We start from the raw sequence: 20,982 nt of genomic DNA, 5'->3' as shown, positions 1-20,982 counted from the left end.
CGGCCCCCGGGCCACCCCACGACGTACGGAGCACACCATGACCACACCCACCGCGGCCGCAGCGGCCCCGGGGCGGCCCCGGCCCACCATCGGCCGATTCCGGCAGGCCGCGCGCCTGACCCGGACCGAGTTCACACTGTTCGTGCGGTACAAGACCGCGTGGATGTTCCTGGCCCTGCCCATGTTCCTGCTCGTGGTCTCCCTGGGGATGGAGTCCTACGAGGTCTTCCCCGGGGTGGACAGCACCGCGATGTCGATGGCGGGGATGCTCGGCAGCATCGGCCTGATCGTCGGCCTCGGGCACGCCTCCAACGTGTTCACGGCGCGCCGGGAGGCCCTGGTGCTCAAGCGGCTCCGGGTGAGCGGGGTGCCGCAGGCGGCGATCTTCGGCGCCGTCATCGGCGTGGTGGCCCTCTTCTCGCTGCTGGTCGCCGTGCTGATGACCGCCGTGACCTCCGCGTTCACCGGATCGATGCCGCAGGACCCGGTGATGCTGCTGGTGGCGGTGCTGCTGAGCACCGTGCCGATGACCCTGCTCGGCCTGCTGGTCACCCCGATGGTGCGCAACGCCGAGGCCGCCCAGATGGCGGCGATGGTGCCCATGATGATCCTGCTGTTCCTGGGAGGGCTGTTCATCCCGCTGGGCATGCTGCCGGACCCCCTGCGGGAAGCGATGATGCTGCTGCCGGTCGCGCCGGTCACCCTGATGGCCCAGGCCGCCTTCACCGGCTACGACGTGTTCGGCGGGTTGGAGGCGGCGACGCAGCCCGGCTACCTCGGGCTGTGGGCCGCCGCGCTCCCCTCGATCTGCGTCGTGCTCGCGTGGACCGCGGTCCTGGCGCTGCTGGTGCGCAGGTTCTTCAAGTGGGACCCCCGCCAGCCGTGACCGGGGCGGGATCCGGGGAGCGGGGGCGGCCGGGGACGGACGGCCGCCCCCGCTCCCCGCGCGGGCGGGCACAGCAGTTCGGACGGCGGTGCGGCCGTAGGCGCCCAGGGGCCCAAGCGGGCGGGCGCGGCGGTCCATGGAGCGGACCCCGCCCATGAGCAGGACCCACGCGCCCCCGCGCGGGCGGGCACGGCGGCGGGCGGGCCGTCCGGCGACCCCCTCCCCGACCGGCGGCGGGTTCCCGTCACGGAGCTCCTCCCACCACCCTGGCAGGATGGTGGGGGCCGCACCAGTGCGTTCCGGAGCCTGTGGACGACGGGGCCGGCGCAGGCCGGGACGCCGGGTCGGACACGCGGAGGGGACCGTGGGCATGGTGGAAGGGGACGTCGGCCTGGACGGCGTGAGCGCGAGGAACACGAGGCGGCTGAGGATCGCCCGGGCGATCACCGTCTGGTCGACGTACCCGCTGGCACTGGCCCAGGCCTTCTGGGCCGTGATCGACGCCGGCTACCTGTCGGACGTCGGCCTCCCCCCGTGGATCGCCGCCGTGGCGGCTGTCCCGGCGCTGGGCTCGGGCGTCCTGCTCGTCCTCCTCATCCGGGGACGCGTCGACGGCCCGGGCGCCGCCGACCGCCGCCTGGTCGTCTGGTCGCTCGTCCTGAGCTGCGCCTCCTTCGCCCTGGTCCAGAGCCTCTTCAACTCCGCCCTGGTCCTGGCGACCTGGTGGGGGGTGGTCGCGAACGCGGTGCCGTCCAGGACGAGCCGGAACCTGGGACTGGCGCTCGCGGCCCTGAGCTGGCTCAAGGCGCTCACCCTGCCCCTGGTCCTGGGCATCCCGCCCCTCGCCTTCACCTTCACCTGGATGTTCGGCGTCGGCTTCGCGCTGCTGTTCCGGTTCCTGTTCGCCTCGACCTTCTGGCTGTGGGACATCACCAACGACGCGATCCGCGGGCAGGCGGCGCGCGCCCGGCTGGCCGTCGGCGAGGAGCGGCTCCGGTTCGCCCGCGACATGCACGACCTGCTCGGCCACAGCCTGTCCGCCCTGGCGGTCAAGGCCGAACTGGCCGGCAGGCTCGCCGAACGCTCCCCGGACCGGGCCAGGACGGAGATGTCCGAGGTGCAGGACCTGGCCCGCGCGGCACTGCAGCAGGTGCGCGGGGCGGTGAGCGGCTACCGCGAGGTGGACCTGGCCGGTGAGGTCGCCTCCGTGGGCGGTGTCCTCGAGGCGAACGGGACCAGGGTGGCCGTCAGCGGCCTGGACGGCCTCGACCTGCCCCCGCGGACCGAGGCCCTGGCCGCGTGGGTGGTGCGGGAGGGCGGCACCAACGTGCTCCGGCACAGCGACGCCTCCCGGTGCGCGGTCTCGTTCTCCCGGCTGCCGGGGCGGCCCGACCGGCCGACGGCGCTGGTGGTGGAGGTGTTCAACGACAGGGCGCGCGACGGCGGCGAACCCGGGTCCTCCTCGGGCAACGGCCTGGCGGGCCTGTCCGAACGCGTCTCCCTGGGCGGCGGGTCCCTCTCGGCCGCGCGCACGAGGGACGGCGGCTTCCTGCTCCGGGCGGTCCTCCCCCTGGAGGCCGGGGCCGGGACGGGGCCCGCCGGAGCGGGGGCCTCCTCCGAGCACGGGGAGGGCCGTCGATGAACCACGGGGTCGATCCCGCCGGGAGCCGGCGGACCGAGCGCAAGCTCCGCGTGGCCCGGCGCATCATCCTCGGCTCGATGCTGTTCATCCTCCTCATCCTGGTCGGCATGCCCCTGACGGAGCTCAGGCTCGGCACCGACGAGGTCACGCTGTGGAGGACCGTCCTGGCGGAGGCTGTCGCCGTCCCCCTCGGCGTGGCCCTGATGGCCATGTTCCGGGACCGGATGGACGGGCGGCGCGACCCGCGGCCCTGGCTCTACTGGGGCTCGATCGCGATGGCGGCGGTCGCCGCCGCGGCCCTCCAGGTCCCCGTCAGCGGCATGTTCTTCCTCGGCGCGTGGTGGGCCGTCGGGGTCTTCGTGGCCTCCCGGAGGCGTGGAGCGGCCGTCAGCGCGCTCCTTCTCGCGCTCCCCTGGGCGCTGATCCCGTTCAGCCCCTTGGATATCCAGTTCATCCCCTTCCTCCTGGCCTGGGTCTTCTCGATCGGGTGGGCGCTCCTGCTCTCCGCGGGATCGCTCGCGTCCCTCTGGCTGTGGGACGTCACCAACGACGCCGTGAAGGGCCAGAGGGCCAGGGCGCAGCTGGCGGTGACCGAGGAGCGGCTCCGGTTCGCCCGGGACATGCACGACCTGCTCGGCCACAGCCTGTCGGCCCTGGCGGTCAAGGCGGAGCTGGCGAGCAGGCTGGTCGACCGCGCGCCCGCACGGGCCGCCGCCGAGATGGAGGAGGTGCACGAACTCGCCCGCAAGGCGCTGCAGCAGGTCCGCACCGCTGTCAGCGGGTACCGGGAGGTGGACCTCGCGGAGGAGGTGGCGTCGGTCGGCGCGGTCCTGGCGGCCAACGGCACCGCCGTGTCCGTCACCGGCCTGGAGGGCCTGTCCCTGCCGCCGGACCGGGAGTCCCTGGCCGCGTGGGTGGTGCGGGAGGGGGTCACCAACGTGCTCCGGCACAGCGACGCCACCGCGTGCGAGATCGCCTTCACCCGGGCGAAGGACACCGCCATGGGCCGGGCCCTGGTGGTGGAGGTGTCCAACGACGGGGCGCGCGACGGCGGCGAACGCGGGTCCTCCTCGGGCAGCGGGCTGGCGGGCCTGTCCGAACGCGTCTCCCTGGGCGGCGGCTCCCTGTCGGCCGTGCGCACGAAGGGCGGCGGTTTCCTGCTCCGGGCCGTCCTGCCCCTGTGAGGGGCCCCGCCGGTCCGCCCGCCCCGGCGGGCGCCGCCGCCGTGTCCGGCGGAGCCGCTCGTCCGGCGCCCGTGGACCCCGCGCGGGCCGGCCCTCTTCCCGCGCGGTGGGGACGGGTGGGCGCTGGGCGCATCGTGGAGGTGGGCGAGGGGCCCCTCTCCCCGCAAGGAGGGCGCGGGCCCGTCAGAGGACGCCCACCGAGGCGAACGCCTCGTCGATCGCCGCGGTCGCCTCCTCCCCTCCGTCCGTGTTGATGCCGAGCATGAACGCGCCGTTCCGGTCACCCGTCTCCACCAGCAGGAACCGGCCGTAGGACGCCTCGTCCCCGCCGCCGTCCACGGCCACCCCGAACGCGGGGGAGCCGCCCACGTCGGTCGCGCCGGAGGGCTCGACCTCGAGCGAGGCGACGTCGGTCACCAGGCCGCCCAGCGATTCCACCGCGAGGCGCACCCCGGCCACGGCCATCGGCTCCGCCGCGTGGAGCTGCTCGCTGCCGGTGACGATGATCGCGTCCGGGTCCTCCGCCGAGCCGTACACGGCGTACGAGTAGTACTCCGGGGGGACCTCGTCGTCGCCGAGCCGCTGCCAGCCCTCCCCCGGGAGCTGGTAGGTCAGTCCCGAACGCGGGTCCTCGACCGTGCCCTCGGGGGAGGCGTCCCCGCCCGCCTGGTCCCCGCCCGCCTCGTCGCCCCCCGTCTCGTCGGCGGCGCGTCCGTCCTCCTCCGACGCGGAGCCGCCGCCCGAGAAGGGGCCGCCGTCGGACAGGAACCAGCCGAGTCCGGCCGCGGTCGCCAGCAGGAAGACGAAGGTCACGGTGAGCGCGATGGCGAGCGTCACCTTGCGCGCGGGCTCCTCCTCCCCTCCTGGCCTGCGCCGGGAACGCGACTCCACACCGCCCTGGGGCTCCTGGCGGTCCGGTTCGTCTGGGTACATCTGCGGCTCCTGGAAGGGTGTGCGCCTCGGGGGGACGGAAGGGGGTCCCGAGAGGCCAATACCCCGTGCGGGCCGCGGTGGAGCGGAAGGACGTGGCCGGATCAGGCCGATTTCGGGTGAACAGGAGCGGACAGGGGAAAACCGCTTGGCCGGTTCAGTACGTCCAGGGAGGCAGGGGCAGCCGCGGCAGTGCCCGCATCGTGAAGGGCGCCGAGCGCGGGAGCGGGGACGGCTTGGGGGCGGGCCGCTGGCGGGGGAGGAACCGCGGGCCGGGGAGCGGCGCCTCGGGCGGCCGGCCCTGCTCGGGGACCCGGCCCCGGGGCGAGGGCCTCGCCGACCTGGACGGGGCGCCGCCCTTGCGCTGCGCCGGAGCGGTGCCCTGCACGTCCCGCGCGCCCCCGGCGCCCTGGGCCGCGCACCCGCCCTCGCGCAGGGGGTCCTCCCCCGGGGCCCCGCCCGTGTCCGGCCGTGTGCGCGGCGCCGGGCCGGTCGGGGCGGACGCGGGGCCGGCCGCTCCGGCGGCGTCCTGCGGCCCGTCCCCGGAGGACCCGGGGGAGAGGCCCAGCACGCGGTCGATCTCGGCGGGGCTGAGCGGGTGGTCCGCGCACGCCACGGCGATGAGGACCTCCGAGTACAGGTCGATCTCGTCGAGCGCCACGCGGTCGTGGAGGGAGGAGCGGACCATCGGTCGCGGGTGTGTGTCGTGTTCCACGCGCGCCCACCTCCCGGGTGTCGCGAGCGTGTGCCGGTGGCCCCCGGACCGGGCCTTCGTGGTTGCGGGCGCGACGAACCCGGCCCCACGGGCGTGAGGATTTCAGGCTACGCGGGGGCGTATCGGTCGCGCATGACTCGTGAGGACCAGTGCGGGGGTCACCCGGGTTAGCCAGAAGTCCCGAATACCCCATCGCTCCAGTGGTCCGGAGGTGGGGGAGGGGCGGACGCGACGGGTGCGGCGCCGCGTCCGCCCGGGGCCGGTCCGGTGCTCAGGCCCAGACCACGTCCTGGTGCTGGACGGCGAGCGCGGCGTAGTGGGAGGGGGTGTGCGCGAGGACGAGCCGGTCCTCGTCGTTCAGTTCGCGGACCACCTTGCCGGGGACGCCGGCCCAGAGGGTGCCGGGCGGGACCACCTTGCCGGGAGGGACGAGGGCGCCCGCGGCGACCAGTGCGCCCCGCCCCACGCGGGCGCCGCCGAGCACGATCGCGCCGATGCCGATCAGCGCCCCCTCCTCCACGACGGCCCCGTGCACCATGGCCTTGTGGCCGAGGCTCACGTCGTCGTGCAGGATCGCCGGCTGGCCCGGGTCGGAGTGCATGCCGCACTGGTCCTGGATGTTGACCCTGTCCCCGACCACGATGTCCTCGCCGTCGGCGCGCAGCACCGATCCGTACCAGACGCTGCTCTCCGCGCCCAGGCGCACGCGGCCGACCACGGTGGCGCCGGGGGCGATCCACGCGGTCGGGTGGATCTCGGGCCTCCCGAAGGCCGCGCCGCCGATCCGGGGGCCGAGGGCCCCGTCCTCCGTCTGGCCGTCCGTCGCACTACCCATGTCGTGGCCCTCCATACGTCCTCCGGCTGTGCTTCTCGTCCCCGCGCTCGGTGAGGTCGACGGGAAGTTGACCGCTCTGCCCCCGTACGGGGATGATCGCGCATACCTTAGTAAGAACGTGACCGGGGTCCGCGCGGCGATCCACCCCTCGGGACTCCTGACGCCGCGGAGCCGCGCGTGCCCGCCTTGGTCGTCCGGACGGTGTCCGCGGCGTCATACTCTGCTCGCGGCCGGTGCCCCTCATGCGGCCGTACCAGGGCAAAAGGGACAAAATCGAGTGGATGTCGTTTCCAGGACTCGACGGGTGTTCCTAGGACAATGGGGTACGGGGCAACTCTCACGTTGTACGACGTGCAGTCAAACGGTGTAAGGACATGAAGGGCACATGAGCGATATGTTGCCGGGCGGCGGACTGCAACAGGACCGATTCCCGACGGTGCGCAAGGGCGGCTACGACAAGGCGCACGTCGACGACTACTACGTACGCATGGACAACCAGTTCAAGAGCATCCGCGAGCGCTTGCAGCGGATGGACGACGAGCTGGAGCAGTACAAGCGCGATCTCGCCATCGCCCGCGAGAAGGCCCAGGTCAAGCCTGAGCACGAGCAGATCAGCGCGCGCATGGCCGAGATCCTCCGGATCGCCGAGGAAGAGGCCAAGGAGCGTCGCTCCAAGGTCGAGTCCGAGGTCAAGGAGATCGAGAAGTCGGCCCAGGAGGAGATCGCCAAGCACCGCAAGGACGCCGAGGAGCACGCCGAGCGCATCGTGTCCTCCGCGCGTGCCGAGGCGCACGAGATGGTCTCCGGCGCCAAGCAGGAGGCCGACCAGCTCCGCGAGCAGGCCAAGCAGGAGGGCGACCGCCGCCTGGGCGAGGCCGAGGCGCGGGCGAAGAAGATCCACGACACGGCGGACCGTCGGCTCGCGACGCTCACCGCCACGCACGCCGAGGCGCTGCGCCGCCTCAAGGACATGCACTCGACCCTGGCCGACCTGGTCGAGGCCGAGGACAAGGCGGGCGCGCTGGAGACCGGCCTGTCGCGGGAGGACGCCTCCGGCCCGGCCGCCGAGCAGAAGCCCGCCGCGGCGAGGCCCGCGGCCAAGCCCGCTCCCAAGCCGGCGGGACCCGGTGCGGAGGGCTCGCAGCCGGTCCGGTCCGAGGCGGCCCAGGCCGCCCGGGCGGTCACGCCCGAGACGGGACCCGGCCCCCGGCCCGCGCCGGAGCAGAAGGACGAGGCCACCACCAAGCTGCCTCCGCTCCAGCAGGAGACCGACCAGGCCACGGTGCGCATCAAGCCGGTGATCAGGCCGGACCAGGCCGACCAGGCCGGGCCGAAGGCGGCCGGCGGTCCCCAGGAGGAGGGGGCCAGGGGCGGCGGTGACGCCGGTTCGGCCCCCCGCCCGCCCCAGGGCGCCCGGTTCACCGGCCCCGCGCCGGACGGGCCCCAGGGCCGGCCGCAGGCGCAGCAGGCCCAGCCGGGGCAGCAGGCCGAGGCTCCGGCCGGTGACGCGGCGGGCGGTGACCCCGGCATCACCGGTGTCTACCGGCGTCCGGAGTCGGGTCAGAACCAGCCGCCCTCGGGCGACGAGGGAGTCAGGGTCATCCGGAAGCCGTAGGCCCCGACACCTCTCCGCGACCGGTGCGCCGGCCCCGGGGGGCAGGAGTTCCAGGGGCGGGGACACAGTCCCCGCCCTTCGGTGTTTTGTCCTGGTTGTAGGGGGACGTCCGCCTTTCGCGGGCTGTCGGCTACGATTCCGGAAGCCATGATTATCCGCGCGGCCATCCGGTCCGACCTCGGTGCGATCCTGCGTCTTCTGCGTGAACTCGGCGACACCACCGACACGCAGAGCGCGAACGTCCGCATGTCCTCAGCGGCGGTGAGGGCGTGGACCAGGATGGAGACCGACCCCGACCGCACGGTCCTGGTCGCGGAGCAGCGGGGCCAGATCATCGGCACCCTCGACCTGCTGGTCGTCGCCAACCTCACGCACGACGCCCAGCCCTGGGCCGTCGTGGACAACCTGGTGGTGGACCCGCTGACCCGGGGGCGCGGCATCGGCCGCGCACTGATGGAGGACGCGCTCGACCGCGCCACGCAGGCAGGCTGCTACAAGGTCGAACTGCTGTCGCACGAGAGCAGGCACGGCGCGCACCGGTTCTACGCGGCCCTCGGGTTCGACAACTCCGCCGAGGGGTTCCGCCGCTACCTCTGAGGCGGCCCGGGGGCCGGACGTCACGTCCGTGCCCGACGCGCCTTCCGCGCCGGCTTCGGCGCCTTCGCCCGGCCGCCGCGCAGCGGCACGCCCCTCATGAACGCCACGGCCACCAGCCCCAGGACCGCGATCGGCACACCGGCCGTGAACACGCCCTGCATCGCGTGGTCGAAGGCGGTGACGACCACGTCCCGCACCGGTTCGGGGAGCGCGTGCACGAGTTCGGGCGACCCCTGGGCCGCCTCGGCGGCGTCGGCCAGGCCGACCGAGAGCTCCGACGCGCCCGACTCCACCCCGGCCTCGGCGTCCGCCGCGCCCTGGGCCCGCGCGGCCGCCGCGGCCTCCGCCAGCTCGGTGTCGAGCCGCCCCACCATCACCGCGCCGAACGCGGCGACGCCGGTGGCGCCGCCCAGGTTGCGGAAGAACACCACCGAGGCGGTGCCCGAAGCCATGTCCGCGACGGGCAGGGAGCTCTGCGTGGCCAGGAGGAGGAGCTGCATGTTCAGGCCGAAGCCGAGTCCGACCAGGGCCTGGCCGACGACGACCGTGGTCAGCCCCGGGTCGAGGTGGGCCTGGCTCAGGGCGAGGAACCCGATCACGCACAGCAGCATGCCGACGACCGGGTAGGCCTTCCACCGGCCGCTCCCGCTCACCGCGTAGCCGGAGCCGATCGAGGTGAACAGGAACGACGCCACCAGCGGCAGCGTCATCAGGCCGGACACGGTGGGCGACATCCCGTGCACCATCTGGAGGTACTGCGGCATGTAGATGATGAGTCCGAACATCATCATGCCGACGCACACCGAGCCGAGCGAGGCGAGCACGAAGGTCCGGTCGCGGAACAGGCGCGCGGGGATGATCGGCTCCCTGGCACGGCGCTCCACCAGCACGGCCCCCGCGGTGAGCAGGACGGCGGCGGCGCCCAGGGCGTACGACAGCGGCGAGTTCCACGCGATCTGGGTTCCGCCGAGGCTGAGCAGGACGATCACGGTGCTCGCGGCGCTGAAGATCAGGCCGGCGCCGGCCCAGTCCACGGGTGCGTCGCGCCGGGGCACGAACGGCATGGTGAAGAGGAACTGGATGACGACGAACGCGACCACCGCGAGCGGCACGGTGATGAGGAAGCACCAGCGCCAACCGAGCGGGCTGTCCACCAGGAACCCGCCGACCAGGGGGCCGAGGACCGTGGACACACCGAAGACCATGCCGATGAGGCCGCTGTAGCGCCCGCGTTCGCGGGGCGAGACGACGTCGCCGAGGATGATGTTGGGCAGCGTGGCCAGGCCGCCGACGCCCAGCCCCTGGAGGGCGCGGGCGGCGATCAGCCAGTTGATGTCCTGGGCCAGGCCCGCCGCGACCGAGGCGACGATGAAGATGCCCAGCGCCACCTGGAAGAGGAGCTTGCGGCCCCAGAGGTCGGAGAGCTTGCCCCACACGGGGGTGGAGGCGGTCATGGTCAGCAGCGCGGCGGTGGCCACCCAGGCCAGCCGGTCCTGCCCGCCCAGCTCTCCCATGATCGTCGGCAGGGCGGTGCCGACGATCGAGTTGGTGAGCATCGAGGTGAGCATGGCCAGGACGAGGCCGACCATGATGCGGTGCACGACGCGCTTCGGGGGGAGCGCGGGGTCGTCCTCGGCGGAGGGTTCCGGCGCGACCGCGGGGCTCGGGGCCGTGCGGACGGCGGAGGCGTCGGGGGTTCCAGTGGTGGGATGGTCGGAGGAATCAGGGCCCGCCATGGCGGTCGGCGCCTTCTTCGAGGGGGCGCTCCCGGTTTCTCCTTCTCGACGCAACGACTCTTCCACAGGCCCCCCGATCGCGGACGCACGAAAGCCCCGCGGCTCACTGCCGGGGGCGACGTCCTCCCTCTGGTATAGGTAAACGGTGTTGACCTGTCAAATCGGTATCTCTGCTCCCGTTTCGGTATGCGCGGGTCCTTCCGAGGTGCCAACCTGGAAACCTGAAAGCCAGATCGCGGCCGCCGAGGGGTGTGCAGATGGACCGTCCGGACGAAACCGGAAGCGGTGCCGGGCCGACGCGCGGCCGGGAGGCGACGCGGGCGCGCATTCTCGCCAGTGCCCGGGAACTGTTCACCGATGAGGGATACGGTTCCGTCTCCTCGCGGATGATCGCCTCCCACGCCGGCGTCAACGTCGCCCTGATCAACCGCTACTTCGGGGCCAAGCGCGGGCTCCTGACCGAGATCCTGCGCGAGGACGGCGTCTTCCCCGGCCTCATCGAGGGGGACCACGGAACCCTCACCCGTCGCCTGGCCGAGCACGCGGTGAGCCGCCTCCACGGCGAGGGCACCGCGCTCCAGCGCGCCCTCGACGACTCGGCGGGCGACCCCGACCTCCAGGCGGTCTACCAGGGGCGGATCACCACGGCGATGATCGACCCGCTCTCCGCCTACCTGGGCGGGGAGGGGGAGCGGTCGCACGCCTCACTGGTGGCGGCGGTCATGCTGGGGCTGAGCCGGGTGCGGTTGGTGGAGGGCGCGACCGCGCTGAGGGCGCTCGACCGCGAACGGCTCACGGCGCGGATCCAGGCCCTGCTGGACCTGTGCCTGGAGGACTTCGGCGACCCCGGGGCGTAGGGCCGGATTGCCGTCGGGCAGGCGTCGGGGCCCACCCCGGCCGTCCGTCCCCGGGCCCTCCCCTGTGGCCGAAAGCACGTCCGCGGATCCGGTTCCCGTGCCCGGAAGCGCCCGCCCTTCTCCGCGCCGTTCCCGTTTTCCCGGGAACGGCGTTTTTCGGGACCGTGCCTTTTCCGCGTGGACGCCGACACGCGCTTTGCCGTTCCGGCAAAGGATTTCGGATTCGGCGTCCCGGGCGTGAAGAGTGGGAGCGGAGGTGGTCGACATGAACCACGAACACACGGGGCACGGGCACGGGCACGGCACGGGGGCGCCCAGTGTGCCGGTGACGGCGCAGGACTGGGACGAGCGGTACGCCGCGGCCCCCGCGCTCTGGAGCGGCAACCCCAACCGCCACCTGGTGGCGGAGGCGGAGGGGCTGGCGGCCGGAAGGGCGCTGGACGTCGGCAGCGGCGAGGGCGCGGACGCCGCCTGGCTGGCCGGACGCGGGTGGGAGGTGACCGCGGTCGACATCTCGGAGGTGGCGCTGGAGCGGGCCGCCGCCCACGCGGCGGAGCACGGTCCGGACGTCGCCGGGAGGATCACCTGGCGCCAGGCCGACATCACCGCGTGGACACCGCCCGCCGACGCGTTCGACCTGGTGTCGGCGCAGTACATGCACCTGCCCCCGGAGGCGCGCTCCCGTCTCGTCGCGGGTCTGGCCGCGTCCGTCGTGCCGGGGGGAGAGCTCCTGATCGTCGCGCACCACCCGCGCGACCTGGAGGACGGTGTCCCGCGCCCGCCCATCGAGGAGATGTTCTACACCGGCGACGAGCTGGCCGCGGCCCTGCCGGAGAGCGGGTGGACCGTGCTGGTCGACGAGGCCCGCCGCGGGGAGCAGACCCTCGAAGGCGTGACCTACACGACCCACGACCTGGTGTTCCGGGCCCGCCGGGAGCCCTGACCCGGCCCCCGGACCGCCCCGGGGCGGCGAATTCCAGAGGTCGTCGCCACACGTGAAGTCAGTTGGTCGCCGCGAGGCGCTCGGCCGGGGTTTTCCAGCCGAGCGTTTCGCGTGGGCGGCTGTCGGGTCGCGCGGCGACCGCGGCCAGTCCCTGCCGGGTGCGGACCGCCAGGTCGCCGCCCCGGGGGAAGTACTGGCGCAGCAGCCCATGGGTGTTCTCGTCGGAGCCGCGCCGCCGGGCCGCGCCCCCGGGCGGGGCGGCGCGACCCGGCGGGACGGGTCAGTCGCGGAGCTTGGCGACGACGTCGATCTCGACGAGGATGTTCGCCAGGTCGGAGCCCACGGTCGTGCGCACGGGGTAGGGGGCGGAGAAGTGCTCCTCGTAGACGGCGTTGAACTCGGGGAAGTCCGCCTTGAGGTTCTCCAGGTGGACGGTCGCCTTGACGACGTCGTCCAGGGTCAGCCCCTGCTCGGCGAGCACCGCGGAGACGTTGGCCAGGACCTGGGCGGTCTGCTCGCCCACGGTCGGCGCCACCCGGCCGGTCTCGGGGTCCTGGGGGCCGAAGCCCGCCGTGTACAGGAACCCGCCCGCCACGACCCCCTGGCTGTACGCGCCGGCGGGAGCGGGGGCCTTGTCGGTACGGATCGCCTTCTTGGACATCGGGGAACTCCTCTGGTCGGGTGGCGCGTGCGCGCGCCGTTGCTCGTACAGGATCGCAGGCGGTCGTCGGCAGAATTATTGGCAACAAAGTTACCAATTGACCTCGGGGCAGCGTATCTTGGGTCACACCGGTCACCGCCCGGCGGCACGCCGGACCGGAGGGGCCGGGCCCCGAACGGAGGAACAGTGCAGCCTGAGACGGTACTCACCGGCGGACGGGTCATCGACGGCACCGGAGGGCCGTCCAGGCAGGCCGACCTCGTCCTGCGCGGCGGGCGCATCACCCGCGTCGCCCCGCCCGGCGGGGCCCGCGGTCGGGGGACCGCCGTGGACGTGACCGGGCTCGCCGTCGCCCCCGGGTTCATCGACATGCACTCCCACTCCGACCTGGCCGTCCTCGCCGACCCCGCGCACGAGGCCAAGACGCTCCAGGGCGTCACGCTGGAGGTCCTGGGCCAGGACGGCCTCGGCTACGCCCCCGTCACCGACGACACCGCCGACGAGCTCCGCGCCCAGCTCGCCGGATGGAACGGCGCCCCCGACCTCGACCACTCCTGGCGCACCGTCGGCGAGTTCCTCGACCGCGTCGACGCCGGGGCCCCCGTCAACGCCGCCTACCTCGTTCCCCAGGGCAACGTGCGCATGGCCGTGCTCGGAGGGGAGGACCGCCCGCCCACCCCGGACGAACTCGACCGCATGCGCGCGATCGTCGCCCGCGGCATGGAGGACGGCGCGCACGGCCTCTCCAGCGGGCTCACCTACACACCCGGCATGTACGCCACGGACGACGAGATCGTCGCCCTGCTCGCCCCGGTCAGGGCGGCGGGCGGCTACTACTGCCCCCACCACCGCAACTACGGCTCCAGGGTCGTGGAGTCCTACCGGGAGTGCCTCGACGTGGCCCGCCGCGCCCAGGTGGCCCTCCACCTCGCGCACTGCCACGTCAACTTCCCGCAGAACCGGGGCCGGGCGCCCGAGGTCCTCGACGCCATCGACGAGGCCACGGTCCGCCACGGGCTCGACGTCACCCTGGACAGCTACCCCTACCGCGCGAGCGCCACCTACCTCGGCGCCCCGCTGCCCAGCTGGGTGCAGACCGGCGGCACCGCCGCCACCCTCGACCGGCTGCGCGACGCGCCGACCCGCGAGCGCGTCCTGCGCGAGATCGAGGTCGACGGGACCGACGGCAACCACGGCGTGCCCATGGACTGGGATGCCATCGTCGTCACCGGCGTCGCGGACCCCGCCCTGTCGTGGGCGGTCGGGTCGTCCGTCGCCGACCTCGCCAAGGAGCGCGGGGAGCAGCCCGGCGACCTCTACATGGACCTGCTCGTCGCCGACGGGCTGCGCAGCGGCTGCCTCCTCCAGGTCGGCAACGAGGAGAACATCCGCACCGTCATGCGCCACAGCTCCCACACCGGGGGGAGCGACGGCATCCTCGTCGGCGCCAAGCCGCACCCGCGCGGCTGGGGCACGTTCCCCCGGTACCTCGGCCACTACGCGCGCGATCTCGGCGTCCTCACCCTGGAGGAGTGCGTCCACCACCTGACCTCCAGGCCCGCCCGAAGACTCGGGCTGAGCGACCGGGGCGTCATCCGGGCCGGGGCCGTCGCCGACCTGGTCGTGTTCGACCCCGACACCGTGGACGCCCTCGCCACCTACGAGGAGCCCCGGCGGTCGCCGGTGGGCATCCACCACGTCCTGGTCTCCGGGGAGTTCACCGTCAGGGACGGGCGCCGCACCGACCGCCTGCCCGGAAGGTCCGTCCGGAGGAACCGGGGGTGAGCGAGCACACCGCGCGGGAGGCGGACGGGACGGAAGGGGCGCCGGGAGCGGCGTCGGGCGGGGTCGACGCGGTCTGCGTCGGCGAGACCATGGCGGTGCTCACCTCGCCCGAGGCGCTCGCGGCCGGGACCCGGCTCCATGTCGGCACCGGGGGCGCCGAGTCCAACGTGGCCGTCGCCCTGGCGAGGCTGGGGCACGCGTCCGCCTGGGTGAGCAGGGTCGGCGACGACCCCTTCGGCAGGATCGTCACCGACGCCGTGGCCCAGTGGGGCGTGGACGTGCGCGGGGTCGTCGTGGACCCCGTGCTCCCCACCGGCCTGTACGTCAAGGACACGGCTCCCGGCGGCGCCGGGGTCCTCTACTACCGCTCGGGGTCGGCGGCGTCCGCGCTCTCGGCCGCCGACGCCGACCGGGTGTGGTCGCGGGGCGCGCGGATCGTGCACCTGTCCGGCATCACCCCGGCCCTGTCCGCCCGCGCCTCGTCCCTGGTCGAGCGCCTGCTGGACCGGCGGGCGGGCGACGGGGCGCTGAGGTCCTTCGACGTCAACCACAGGCCCGCGCTGTGGCCCGCGAGGGTGGCCGCGCCCGTGCTCCTCGACCTCGCCCGCCGCGCGGACGTGGTGTTCGTGGGCCGGGACGAGGCCGAGCGGCTGTGGGGCACCCCGACCGCCGAGGACGTGCGCGCGGTGATGCCCGAGGTCGGGACGCTGGTGGTCAAGGACGCGGAGCACGGTGCGACGTGCTTCGAGGGCACGGGAGCGGTCTTCGAGCCGTCCCCGGAGGTCGAGGTGGTGGAGGCGGTCGGCGCGGGCGACGCCTTCGCCGCCGGGTTCCTGTCCGGGCTGATCGACGGGCTGTCCGCCGAACGGCGGCTGCGGCTCGGCCACGCGGTCGCCGGCGCGGTCCTGCGCTCCCACGGAGACACGCTGGACACCCTGCCCGAGGGCCTCGCGGGGATCCGCGGACGCGCCGTGGGGGCCCCGGGGGACTAGGACGCGGTCCGCGGGTGCCTTCGGCGGGCTCGGCGCTCGCGCCGGTCGCCGGGCCCTCTCCCGCAGGGCGGGCGGCGAGGGCCGGCCCGGGTCCGGCCGTCCGGGCGCGGGCGGCGCGGCGAGAGGCGGCCCGGCGGACGCGGGTCCGGCACGCCCCCCGGAACACGCCCCGGGGGCCTCCCCGGCTCCGCCGGCCGCCCCCTCCGCGTCCGCGGTTCCGGGGCGCACCGTCCCGGGGCCTGGGGAACACACGCCCGGTGGTGCGGCCGCGCTTCCGCTCCCGGGCCTCCGAGACGACAGGGGGTATTGACTTGCGATAGAAAACAATCGATTATCGATACATGCACAGGTATCTCACCCTCCTTCTCCGCGCCGCGATCGCCATGGTCCTCCTGCTCGGACTCTTCGGACAGTTCGTGGTCATCCCCGGGGCGGCGGCCGACGAGGTCGCGTACTTCCCGCCCTACGCACCGCTCCAGGTGCCCTACGTGACGGTGGCGATCCTCGGGGTCGCCTGCGTCCAGGTCGCGCTCATCGCGGTGTGGACCCTCCTGGGCATGGTCGAGCGCGACGCGATCTTCGACGGGAGGGCCTTCGTCCGGGTGGACGTCGTCATCGGGGCCACCGTGGTGGCGACGCTGCTCACGGCGGGGGTGACCGTGCACCTGTTCGTGGCCGAGATCCCCTCGCCGGACGACGGCATGGACCTGTTCGCCGCCCTGGGCGCGGCGTTCGTGACCACGTGCGCGGGCACCGTGTTCTCGATGGTGCTCGTCCTCATGCGCGGCCTCCTGCGCAAGGCGACGGACCTGCGGACCGAGCTCTCCGCGGTGGTCTGATGGCGATCGTCGTCGACCTGGACCTCCTGCTCGTCCGGCGCGGCATGTCGGTCGGGGAGTTCGCCGAGGCCGTCGGGATCACGCCGGCCAACATCGCCGTGCTGAAGAACGGCCGTGCCAAGGCGGTGCGGTTCACCACCCTCGACGCGATCTGCCGCACGCTGGAGTGCCAGCCCGGCGACGTCCTGCGCTGGGTGCCCGACGAGGGGGAACGGGAGGCGGGCCAGGGGTAGCGGGGCCCTTCGCGGGCCCCGCGACGCCCCCTTCCGGGGCGGCCCCCGCCACCCGCCCTGTGAGAGGCGGCCCGGCGGCCGGCCGCACGCGGACCCTCCCGCCGGGGGCGGCCGACCGCCGGCGCGGCGTCCTCAGCCGATGACGATCGCCCCGGCCAGGACCGGGTCGCCGAAGGTGACCGTGCCGTGGCCCGAGGCCAGGGCGCGGCTCCCCTGGCAGCTCGTCCCCGAGAACAGCGCGAACTTGACCTTCGCCTCGGTCGAGACCTCGGTGACGCCGCCCTGCCCCGTCTTGAGGGTGCGGCACCCGCCGTTCTCCACGGTCTGCCGGTAGCCCGACTCGAAGGTGACTCTGACCGGGGGCGCCTGGTCGTCCCTGCTCGACAGCCCGGCGATCGCTCCGGCGATGGTGGCGGACATGGTGGCGAGGTTCGCAGGGCGGATCGGCACGGGACTCCCCTTTTCGACCGGGTTCGCACGGGCACGACGGCGCCTGGCGAGTGCGGAGATGGTTACTCCGTGTCATTTAGCTACAGGGCCCCGCGAAAGGTGAGGAGCCCCGGCGGAGTGTCGGCGGATTTCTCGGGCCCGGTCCGGGGCGTTGTCGGACCGTACCGCCGCGGATAGGATGCGTCCCGACCGGCATGTGCGGAGAAAACGGGGAAGGAGGCCGGTATGGGGCTCGTGCTCGCGTTCTTCGAGTTCCTCATGGTCGGCTTCGTGCCCTCCGAGCTCCTGCCCGCGCCCGGCTCCCTGGCGCTGCTGGTCGCCGCCGTCGGCGCGGCCATCGCCCTGTTCGTCCTCCACGGCACCGCGCTGTGGCCCGTCGGCGACACCGCCACGGGCGCCGCGCACGCGATGCGCCGCAGGTCGGCACGCCTTCCCGTGCTCACCTTCCGGGACCCCGACGCGGCCGGACGGCCCCGTCCCAGGGCTCCCGGCGCGGCCCTTCCGGCCGCTCGCTGACCGTCACGGCACACCCGTACGACGACCGTTCCACGCGTGTGCCCGCGCCCCCGGGCGCGGTCCGAGCGGCCTGACGTCTGTCTCCCACCCCAGACGAAGGGCCGACCCACCTTGTACAGCTTCGGGCCGATCGCGGCCGGCATGACCCTGCTCTCGGCGATCCTCGCCACGTTCACCACCCTGCTCACCCCGCTCACCGGGGGCCTGGCCACCGGGCTCGCGGTGGTGGCGCTGACCGTCGTCGTCCGCCTCCTGCTCGTCCCGCTGGGGGTGATGCAGGTCCGCGCGGAGAAGACGCGGGCGCGGATCGCCCCGCGACTGGCGGAGATCACCGCCAAGCACCGGAACGACCCCGAGAAGCTCGTCGCCGAGCAGCGCAGGGTGTACGGCGAGGAGGGCACCTCGCCGTTCGCGGGCTGCCTGCCCGCCCTCGCCCAGATGCCCGTGGTCATCGCCCTCTACGGGGTGTTCATCGGGGCGGGGGGAACGGAGGACCCGATGCTGGCGCACACGTTCGGCGGCGTCGGGCTGGGCGCGACGATGGCGTCGAGCGCCGACGGGCTCCTGGTGGCCCCGGTGTTCGCGGTCCTGGTCGGTCTCATCGCGCTCGTGGCGTGGGCGAACCGCCGCTACCTGATGCTTCCCGTGATGCGGGCGAACGCGGCGGCCGACCCCGGGATGCCGCAGATCACCGGCCCGCTCACCTACATGCAGTACACGACCGTCGTGATCGCCGCGTTCGTGCCGCTCGCCGCGGTCCTCTACCTGCTGACCTCCACGGCGTGGGCCCTGGGGGAGCGGCTCCTGCTGCGCCGCCTGCTCCCGGACTGACGGCCGGCCCGCGCCCTGGGGGTCAGAACTCGACGGTGACGCAGGCGAGGCGGTCCCCGGCGGTGCCCGCCTCGCCGTGCCCGGTCATGGTGTGCTGCTCGTGCAGGACCAGGGACCGGGCCTCCCCGTCGCGGAACTCCCAGTCGACGGTGGCGGTGGACTGGGCGCTGCCGCCCTCGTCGGTGGTGAAGTCGAGCCAGACCTCGTTCTCGGGGTTGGCGTAGGCGGGGTCGGAGGAGGGCTCGTCCTCGGTCGCCGCCGGGTCGGGCTCGTTCTGGTAGTGCGGGCCCGCGTCCTCGGGCCGCTCGCCGCAGGGCCGGGTGTGCACGTGGGCGCCGAACTCGCGGTCGGCCTCCAGGCTGGTGCCCGTGAACTGCACGTGCGTCTGGCCGTCCTGGACGCGGACCTGCACGTCGGAGGTCGCCCCCTCGGGCACGGCGGTCTCGTCGTAGGTGACGGCCCCCACCCCCTCTGCCGGCAGCATGAAGATGGACGCGGTCACGCTGGGGGAGGCGGTCGGCTGGGCGACGGGCGGCTCCGAGGCGGCCGATCCGCCGTTGGTCCCGGACTCCTCCTGCGCACACCCGGTGGCGAGGATCGCGGTCAGGGCCAGGCCGATGGTGAGCGGTGACGTGCGCATGACGGAACTCCCGGTGTGTTCTCGACGGTCGTCCGCAACATTACCCAAGGTGACAAAGGTATGACCAGCTGTGCGGAACGTGATGCGTCGGAGGCGGGAAGGCCGTCCTGGGTGTGAGGGCCGCGGGGGAGGGGCTGTTCTCGCGCACCAGGTCGAGACGCCTTCCGGTCCCCTGACAGTGGGGATCGTACCGCCGGGAGGCCGCCGTGGAACCAGGGGCGCCTTCCGGGGGTGTGCGCCCCGGTGCGCCAGGACCCCCCGGGGCGGGCGCCCAGGGGGTCGGGGTACTCCCCGGCCCACGCCCGGTGTGCACCGGAGCAGGTCGGAAGTCGGGTTCATCGCTCACAAAACGGACAGTATGAGACTGTCGTCACAACAAGAGCCATCACCGGAGGACTCATCCGTGAGCAGTGAACCCGGCGCGTCCCCCCGGACGTCGCCAGAATCCCCCACCGTCGACGAGAACACGACCGACAGCCGGCGCACCGTCGTCCGCAAGGTCGTCGGCCTCCTCCTGGGCCCCGTCCTCGGCTTCGCCGCCTACCTCGCCATGCCCGGCATCGCCCTCCCCGTCGACGGGGGCGACGGCGTCATGGTCCCCGAGGGCGAGGTCTCCTCCAACGCCGCGATCGTCGCCGCCGTGGCCGTCGTCATGGCCGTCTGGTGGATGACCGAGGCGCTGCCCCTCCCCGCCACGGCCCTCCTCCCCCTCGCACTCTTCCCGGTGCTCCTGGACGGCGTCCCGATCGGGGACGTCACCGCCCCCTACGCCAACGAGATCATCTTCCTGTTCATGGGCGGGTTCATCATCGCCCTGGCCATGCAGCGCTGGAACCTGCACCGGCGCGTGGCCCTGGCGATCGTGGCCGCCGTCGGCAGCGGACCCGTCACCATCATCGGCGGGTTCATGCTCGCCACCGGCTTCATCACCATGTGGGTCTCCAACACCGCCACCGCCATGATGATGCTGCCCATCGGCCTCGCGGTCATCGGCCTGGTCGCCCAGCTGCGCGGCGGCAAGGCCGACCCGAACTTCGCCACCGCGCTCATGCTCGGCATCGCCTACGCCTCGTCCATCGGCTCGGTGGCCACCCTGATCGGGACCCCGCCCAACGCCCTGATGGCCGGGTACCTGGCGCAGGAGCACGACATCCACATCGGCTTCGGCCAGTGGATGCTGGTCGGAGCGCCGCTCGCCGCCGTCTTCCTCGTCGTCTGCTGGCTCCTGCTCACCAAGGTCGTCTACCCGCCGGCCGCCGGGGACATGGGCGAGGCCAGGGAGCACATCCGCCAGGAGCTGCGCGAGATGGGGCCCATGTCGCGCGGCGAGTGGACCGTGCTGGCCGTGTTCGTCGTCACCGCCGTCGCCTGGGTCACGGTGCCGTTCCTCGCGGACAGCGCGGCGGTGAGCGCCGCGCTGCCGTGGCTCGCCTCCGTCACCGACGGCGGGATCGCCATCGCCGCCGCCATCGTGCTGTTCATCGTGCCCGTGGACGGGGCCCGCGGGGTCCGCGCCGTCGACTGGGACCAGGCGAGCAAGCTGCCCTGGGGCGTGCTGCTGCTGTTCGGGGGCGGGCTCAGCCTCTCGGGCCAGTTCGGCTCCAGCGGCCTGAGCCTGTGGATCGGCGACCTGGTCGCGGACCTCGGTGACGTGCCCGGCTGGGTGTTCGTGCTGATCGTGGCCGCCATCGTGCTGCTGCTCACCGAACTCACGAGCAACACCGCCACCGCCTCCATCTTCATCCCCGTGATGGCCGGCGTCGCGCTGGGACTGGGGCTGCCCATCATGACCCTGGTCGTCCCGGCCGCCCTCGCCGCGTCCATGGCGTTCATGCTGCCGGTGGCCACACCGCCCAACGCCATCGTGTTCGGCACCGGCCACATCCGGATCGGCCAGATGGTGAAGGCGGGCGTCCTGCTCAACGTCGTCGCACTGGTCCTGATCATGCTGAGCATGTACACGACCGTCATGTGGGTCTTCGGCGCCTGACGGGGCCGCCGGGGTCCGGCGCGGCCGGACCCCGGCCTCCGCCGCGGCCTGCGGGATCACCCCCTACGACGCCGCCCACCTCGGACACGCCTTCACGTACCTCAC

The 20,982-nt window shown here is 73.7% G+C and carries 21 protein-coding genes and 1 pseudogene; 14 read left to right on the top strand and 8 right to left on the bottom strand.

Annotation, left to right across the window (positions count from 1 at the left end; genetic code table 11):
- The first annotated feature begins 37 nt into the window (after positions 1-37).
- The 3 genes from ABZ234_RS21305 (at position 38) to ABZ234_RS21295 (ending at position 3,712) form a co-directional block, all read left to right on the top strand.
- Positions 38-886 carry an ABC transporter permease gene (locus ABZ234_RS21305; protein ID WP_355013207.1) on the top strand — a complete coding sequence of 283 codons (849 nt, stop codon included), beginning with the start codon at positions 38-40 and terminating at the stop codon, positions 884-886.
- A 370-nt stretch (positions 887-1,256) separates the two neighbouring features.
- Positions 1,257-2,528, top strand: coding sequence for a histidine kinase (locus ABZ234_RS21300; RefSeq protein WP_355013230.1), 1,272 nt, complete (start codon positions 1,257-1,259; stop codon positions 2,526-2,528).
- Complete coding sequence (locus ABZ234_RS21295) at positions 2,525-3,712, top strand: histidine kinase (RefSeq protein ID WP_355013206.1); 1,188 nt, start codon at positions 2,525-2,527, stop codon at positions 3,710-3,712. The genes ABZ234_RS21300 and ABZ234_RS21295 overlap by 4 nt, the downstream gene beginning before the upstream one ends.
- Before the next feature lie 183 nt (positions 3,713-3,895).
- Here ABZ234_RS21295 and ABZ234_RS21290 read toward each other — a convergent pair whose 3' ends face one another.
- The 3 genes from ABZ234_RS21290 to ABZ234_RS21280 all read right to left on the bottom strand — a co-directional run bounded on the left by ABZ234_RS21290 (position 3,896) and on the right by ABZ234_RS21280 (position 6,192).
- On the bottom strand, positions 3,896-4,645 hold the full coding sequence (locus ABZ234_RS21290) for a hypothetical protein (protein ID WP_267947658.1): 750 nt from the start codon (positions 4,643-4,645) through the stop codon (positions 3,896-3,898).
- A gap of 154 nt (positions 4,646-4,799) precedes the next feature.
- Positions 4,800-5,357 (bottom strand): hypothetical protein, encoded by a 558-nt coding sequence (locus tag ABZ234_RS21285; RefSeq protein ID WP_355013205.1) that lies wholly within the window; start codon positions 5,355-5,357, stop codon positions 4,800-4,802.
- A gap of 271 nt (positions 5,358-5,628) precedes the next feature.
- Positions 5,629-6,192: a gamma carbonic anhydrase family protein gene (locus ABZ234_RS21280; RefSeq protein ID WP_355013204.1), complete on the bottom strand. Its 564-nt coding sequence runs from the start codon at positions 6,190-6,192 to the stop codon at positions 5,629-5,631.
- A gap of 394 nt (positions 6,193-6,586) precedes the next feature.
- Between ABZ234_RS21280 and ABZ234_RS21275 the strand changes: the two genes are divergently transcribed.
- Positions 6,587-7,807 (top strand): ATP synthase F0 subunit B, encoded by a 1,221-nt coding sequence (locus tag ABZ234_RS21275; protein ID WP_355013229.1) that lies wholly within the window; start codon positions 6,587-6,589, stop codon positions 7,805-7,807.
- Positions 7,808-7,954: 147 nt separating this feature from the next.
- Positions 7,955-8,404 (top strand): GNAT family N-acetyltransferase, encoded by a 450-nt coding sequence (locus ABZ234_RS21270; RefSeq protein WP_267947661.1) that lies wholly within the window; start codon positions 7,955-7,957, stop codon positions 8,402-8,404.
- A 20-nt stretch (positions 8,405-8,424) separates the two neighbouring features.
- Here the strand turns inward: ABZ234_RS21270 and ABZ234_RS21265 are convergent, their stop codons facing one another.
- On the bottom strand, positions 8,425-10,140 hold the full coding sequence (locus tag ABZ234_RS21265) for an MDR family MFS transporter (protein ID WP_355013203.1): 1,716 nt from the start codon (positions 10,138-10,140) through the stop codon (positions 8,425-8,427).
- Between the two features lie 257 nt (positions 10,141-10,397).
- On the opposite strand from ABZ234_RS21265, the gene ABZ234_RS21260 reads away from it, so the two are divergent.
- Positions 10,398-10,997: a TetR/AcrR family transcriptional regulator gene (locus ABZ234_RS21260; protein WP_267947662.1), complete on the top strand. Its 600-nt coding sequence runs from the start codon at positions 10,398-10,400 to the stop codon at positions 10,995-10,997.
- A 265-nt stretch (positions 10,998-11,262) separates the two neighbouring features.
- Positions 11,263-11,940, top strand: coding sequence for a methyltransferase domain-containing protein (locus ABZ234_RS21255; RefSeq protein ID WP_355013202.1), 678 nt, complete (start codon positions 11,263-11,265; stop codon positions 11,938-11,940).
- A gap of 58 nt (positions 11,941-11,998) precedes the next feature.
- On the opposite strand, the pseudogene ABZ234_RS21250 reads toward ABZ234_RS21255, so the two are convergent.
- Together ABZ234_RS21250 and ABZ234_RS21245 are read right to left on the bottom strand one after the other, a co-directional pair.
- Positions 11,999-12,175: pseudogene (locus ABZ234_RS21250) on the bottom strand (IS30 family transposase); the annotation flags it as partial.
- Between the two features lie 45 nt (positions 12,176-12,220).
- Positions 12,221-12,601 (bottom strand): Rid family detoxifying hydrolase, encoded by a 381-nt coding sequence (locus ABZ234_RS21245; RefSeq protein WP_267947664.1) that lies wholly within the window; start codon positions 12,599-12,601, stop codon positions 12,221-12,223.
- Positions 12,602-12,787: 186 nt separating this feature from the next.
- On the opposite strand from ABZ234_RS21245, the gene ABZ234_RS21240 reads away from it, so the two are divergent.
- From ABZ234_RS21240 to ABZ234_RS21225, 4 genes are all read left to right on the top strand, one after another.
- A complete protein-coding gene (locus ABZ234_RS21240; RefSeq protein WP_355013201.1) occupies positions 12,788-14,386 on the top strand; it encodes a D-aminoacylase in 1,599 nt (532 codons plus the stop codon).
- Positions 14,383-15,378 (top strand): sugar kinase, encoded by a 996-nt coding sequence (locus ABZ234_RS21235; RefSeq protein WP_355013200.1) that lies wholly within the window; start codon positions 14,383-14,385, stop codon positions 15,376-15,378. Before ABZ234_RS21240 ends, ABZ234_RS21235 begins: the two co-directional genes overlap by 4 nt.
- A 341-nt stretch (positions 15,379-15,719) precedes the next feature.
- Complete coding sequence (locus ABZ234_RS21230; protein WP_344185354.1) at positions 15,720-16,217, top strand: DUF2975 domain-containing protein; 498 nt, start codon at positions 15,720-15,722, stop codon at positions 16,215-16,217.
- Complete coding sequence (locus ABZ234_RS21225; RefSeq protein WP_355013199.1) at positions 16,217-16,450, top strand: helix-turn-helix transcriptional regulator; 234 nt, start codon at positions 16,217-16,219, stop codon at positions 16,448-16,450. The genes ABZ234_RS21230 and ABZ234_RS21225 overlap by 1 nt, the downstream gene beginning before the upstream one ends.
- Positions 16,451-16,582: 132 nt before the next feature.
- Here the strand turns inward: ABZ234_RS21225 and ABZ234_RS21220 are convergent, their stop codons facing one another.
- Entirely contained in the window at positions 16,583-16,900 is a 318-nt protein-coding gene (locus ABZ234_RS21220; protein WP_355013198.1) for a hypothetical protein, read from the bottom strand.
- Between the two features lie 225 nt (positions 16,901-17,125).
- Between ABZ234_RS21220 and ABZ234_RS21215 the strand changes: the two genes are divergently transcribed.
- Both ABZ234_RS21215 and yidC read left to right on the top strand, forming a co-directional pair.
- Positions 17,126-17,416 carry a DUF6412 domain-containing protein gene (locus ABZ234_RS21215; RefSeq protein ID WP_267947669.1) on the top strand — a complete coding sequence of 97 codons (291 nt, stop codon included), beginning with the start codon at positions 17,126-17,128 and terminating at the stop codon, positions 17,414-17,416.
- A gap of 111 nt (positions 17,417-17,527) precedes the next feature.
- Entirely contained in the window at positions 17,528-18,247 is a 720-nt protein-coding gene (yidC, locus tag ABZ234_RS21210; protein ID WP_355013197.1) for a membrane protein insertase YidC, read from the top strand.
- A gap of 22 nt (positions 18,248-18,269) precedes the next feature.
- On the opposite strand, the gene ABZ234_RS21205 is transcribed toward yidC, so the two are convergent.
- Complete coding sequence (locus tag ABZ234_RS21205; RefSeq protein ID WP_267947671.1) at positions 18,270-18,887, bottom strand: superoxide dismutase family protein; 618 nt, start codon at positions 18,885-18,887, stop codon at positions 18,270-18,272.
- A 403-nt stretch (positions 18,888-19,290) separates the two neighbouring features.
- Between ABZ234_RS21205 and ABZ234_RS21200 the strand changes: the two genes are divergently transcribed.
- A complete protein-coding gene (locus tag ABZ234_RS21200) occupies positions 19,291-20,877 on the top strand; it encodes a DASS family sodium-coupled anion symporter (RefSeq protein ID WP_355013196.1) in 1,587 nt (528 codons plus the stop codon).
- Positions 20,878-20,982: the final 105 nt, after the last annotated feature.

The organism is Nocardiopsis sp. NPDC006198 (assembly GCF_040613895.1).
Lineage (GTDB): Bacteria > Actinomycetota > Actinomycetes > Streptosporangiales > Streptosporangiaceae > Nocardiopsis > Nocardiopsis tropica.
This window is presented reverse-complemented; position numbering and strand designations above follow the sequence as displayed.

Coding starts and splice junctions, on each gene's coding strand:
- ABZ234_RS21305 (WP_355013207.1), top strand. CDS start 38: ATGACCACACCCACCGCGGCCGCAGCGGCCCCGGGGCGGCCCCGGCCC.
- ABZ234_RS21300 (WP_355013230.1), top strand. CDS start 1,257: ATGGTGGAAGGGGACGTCGGCCTGGACGGCGTGAGCGCGAGGAACACG.
- ABZ234_RS21295 (WP_355013206.1), top strand. CDS start 2,525: ATGAACCACGGGGTCGATCCCGCCGGGAGCCGGCGGACCGAGCGCAAG.
- ABZ234_RS21290 (WP_267947658.1), bottom strand. CDS start 4,645: ATGTACCCAGACGAACCGGACCGCCAGGAGCCCCAGGGCGGTGTGGAG.
- ABZ234_RS21280 (WP_355013204.1), bottom strand. CDS start 6,192: ATGGGTAGTGCGACGGACGGCCAGACGGAGGACGGGGCCCTCGGCCCC.
- ABZ234_RS21275 (WP_355013229.1), top strand. CDS start 6,587: ATGTTGCCGGGCGGCGGACTGCAACAGGACCGATTCCCGACGGTGCGC.
- ABZ234_RS21270 (WP_267947661.1), top strand. CDS start 7,955: ATGATTATCCGCGCGGCCATCCGGTCCGACCTCGGTGCGATCCTGCGT.
- ABZ234_RS21265 (WP_355013203.1), bottom strand. CDS start 10,140: ATGGCGGGCCCTGATTCCTCCGACCATCCCACCACTGGAACCCCCGAC.
- ABZ234_RS21260 (WP_267947662.1), top strand. CDS start 10,398: ATGGACCGTCCGGACGAAACCGGAAGCGGTGCCGGGCCGACGCGCGGC.
- ABZ234_RS21255 (WP_355013202.1), top strand. CDS start 11,263: ATGAACCACGAACACACGGGGCACGGGCACGGGCACGGCACGGGGGCG.
- ABZ234_RS21245 (WP_267947664.1), bottom strand. CDS start 12,601: ATGTCCAAGAAGGCGATCCGTACCGACAAGGCCCCCGCTCCCGCCGGC.
- ABZ234_RS21230 (WP_344185354.1), top strand. CDS start 15,720: ATGCACAGGTATCTCACCCTCCTTCTCCGCGCCGCGATCGCCATGGTC.
- ABZ234_RS21225 (WP_355013199.1), top strand. CDS start 16,217: ATGGCGATCGTCGTCGACCTGGACCTCCTGCTCGTCCGGCGCGGCATG.
- ABZ234_RS21215 (WP_267947669.1), top strand. CDS start 17,126: ATGGGGCTCGTGCTCGCGTTCTTCGAGTTCCTCATGGTCGGCTTCGTG.
- ABZ234_RS21205 (WP_267947671.1), bottom strand. CDS start 18,887: ATGCGCACGTCACCGCTCACCATCGGCCTGGCCCTGACCGCGATCCTC.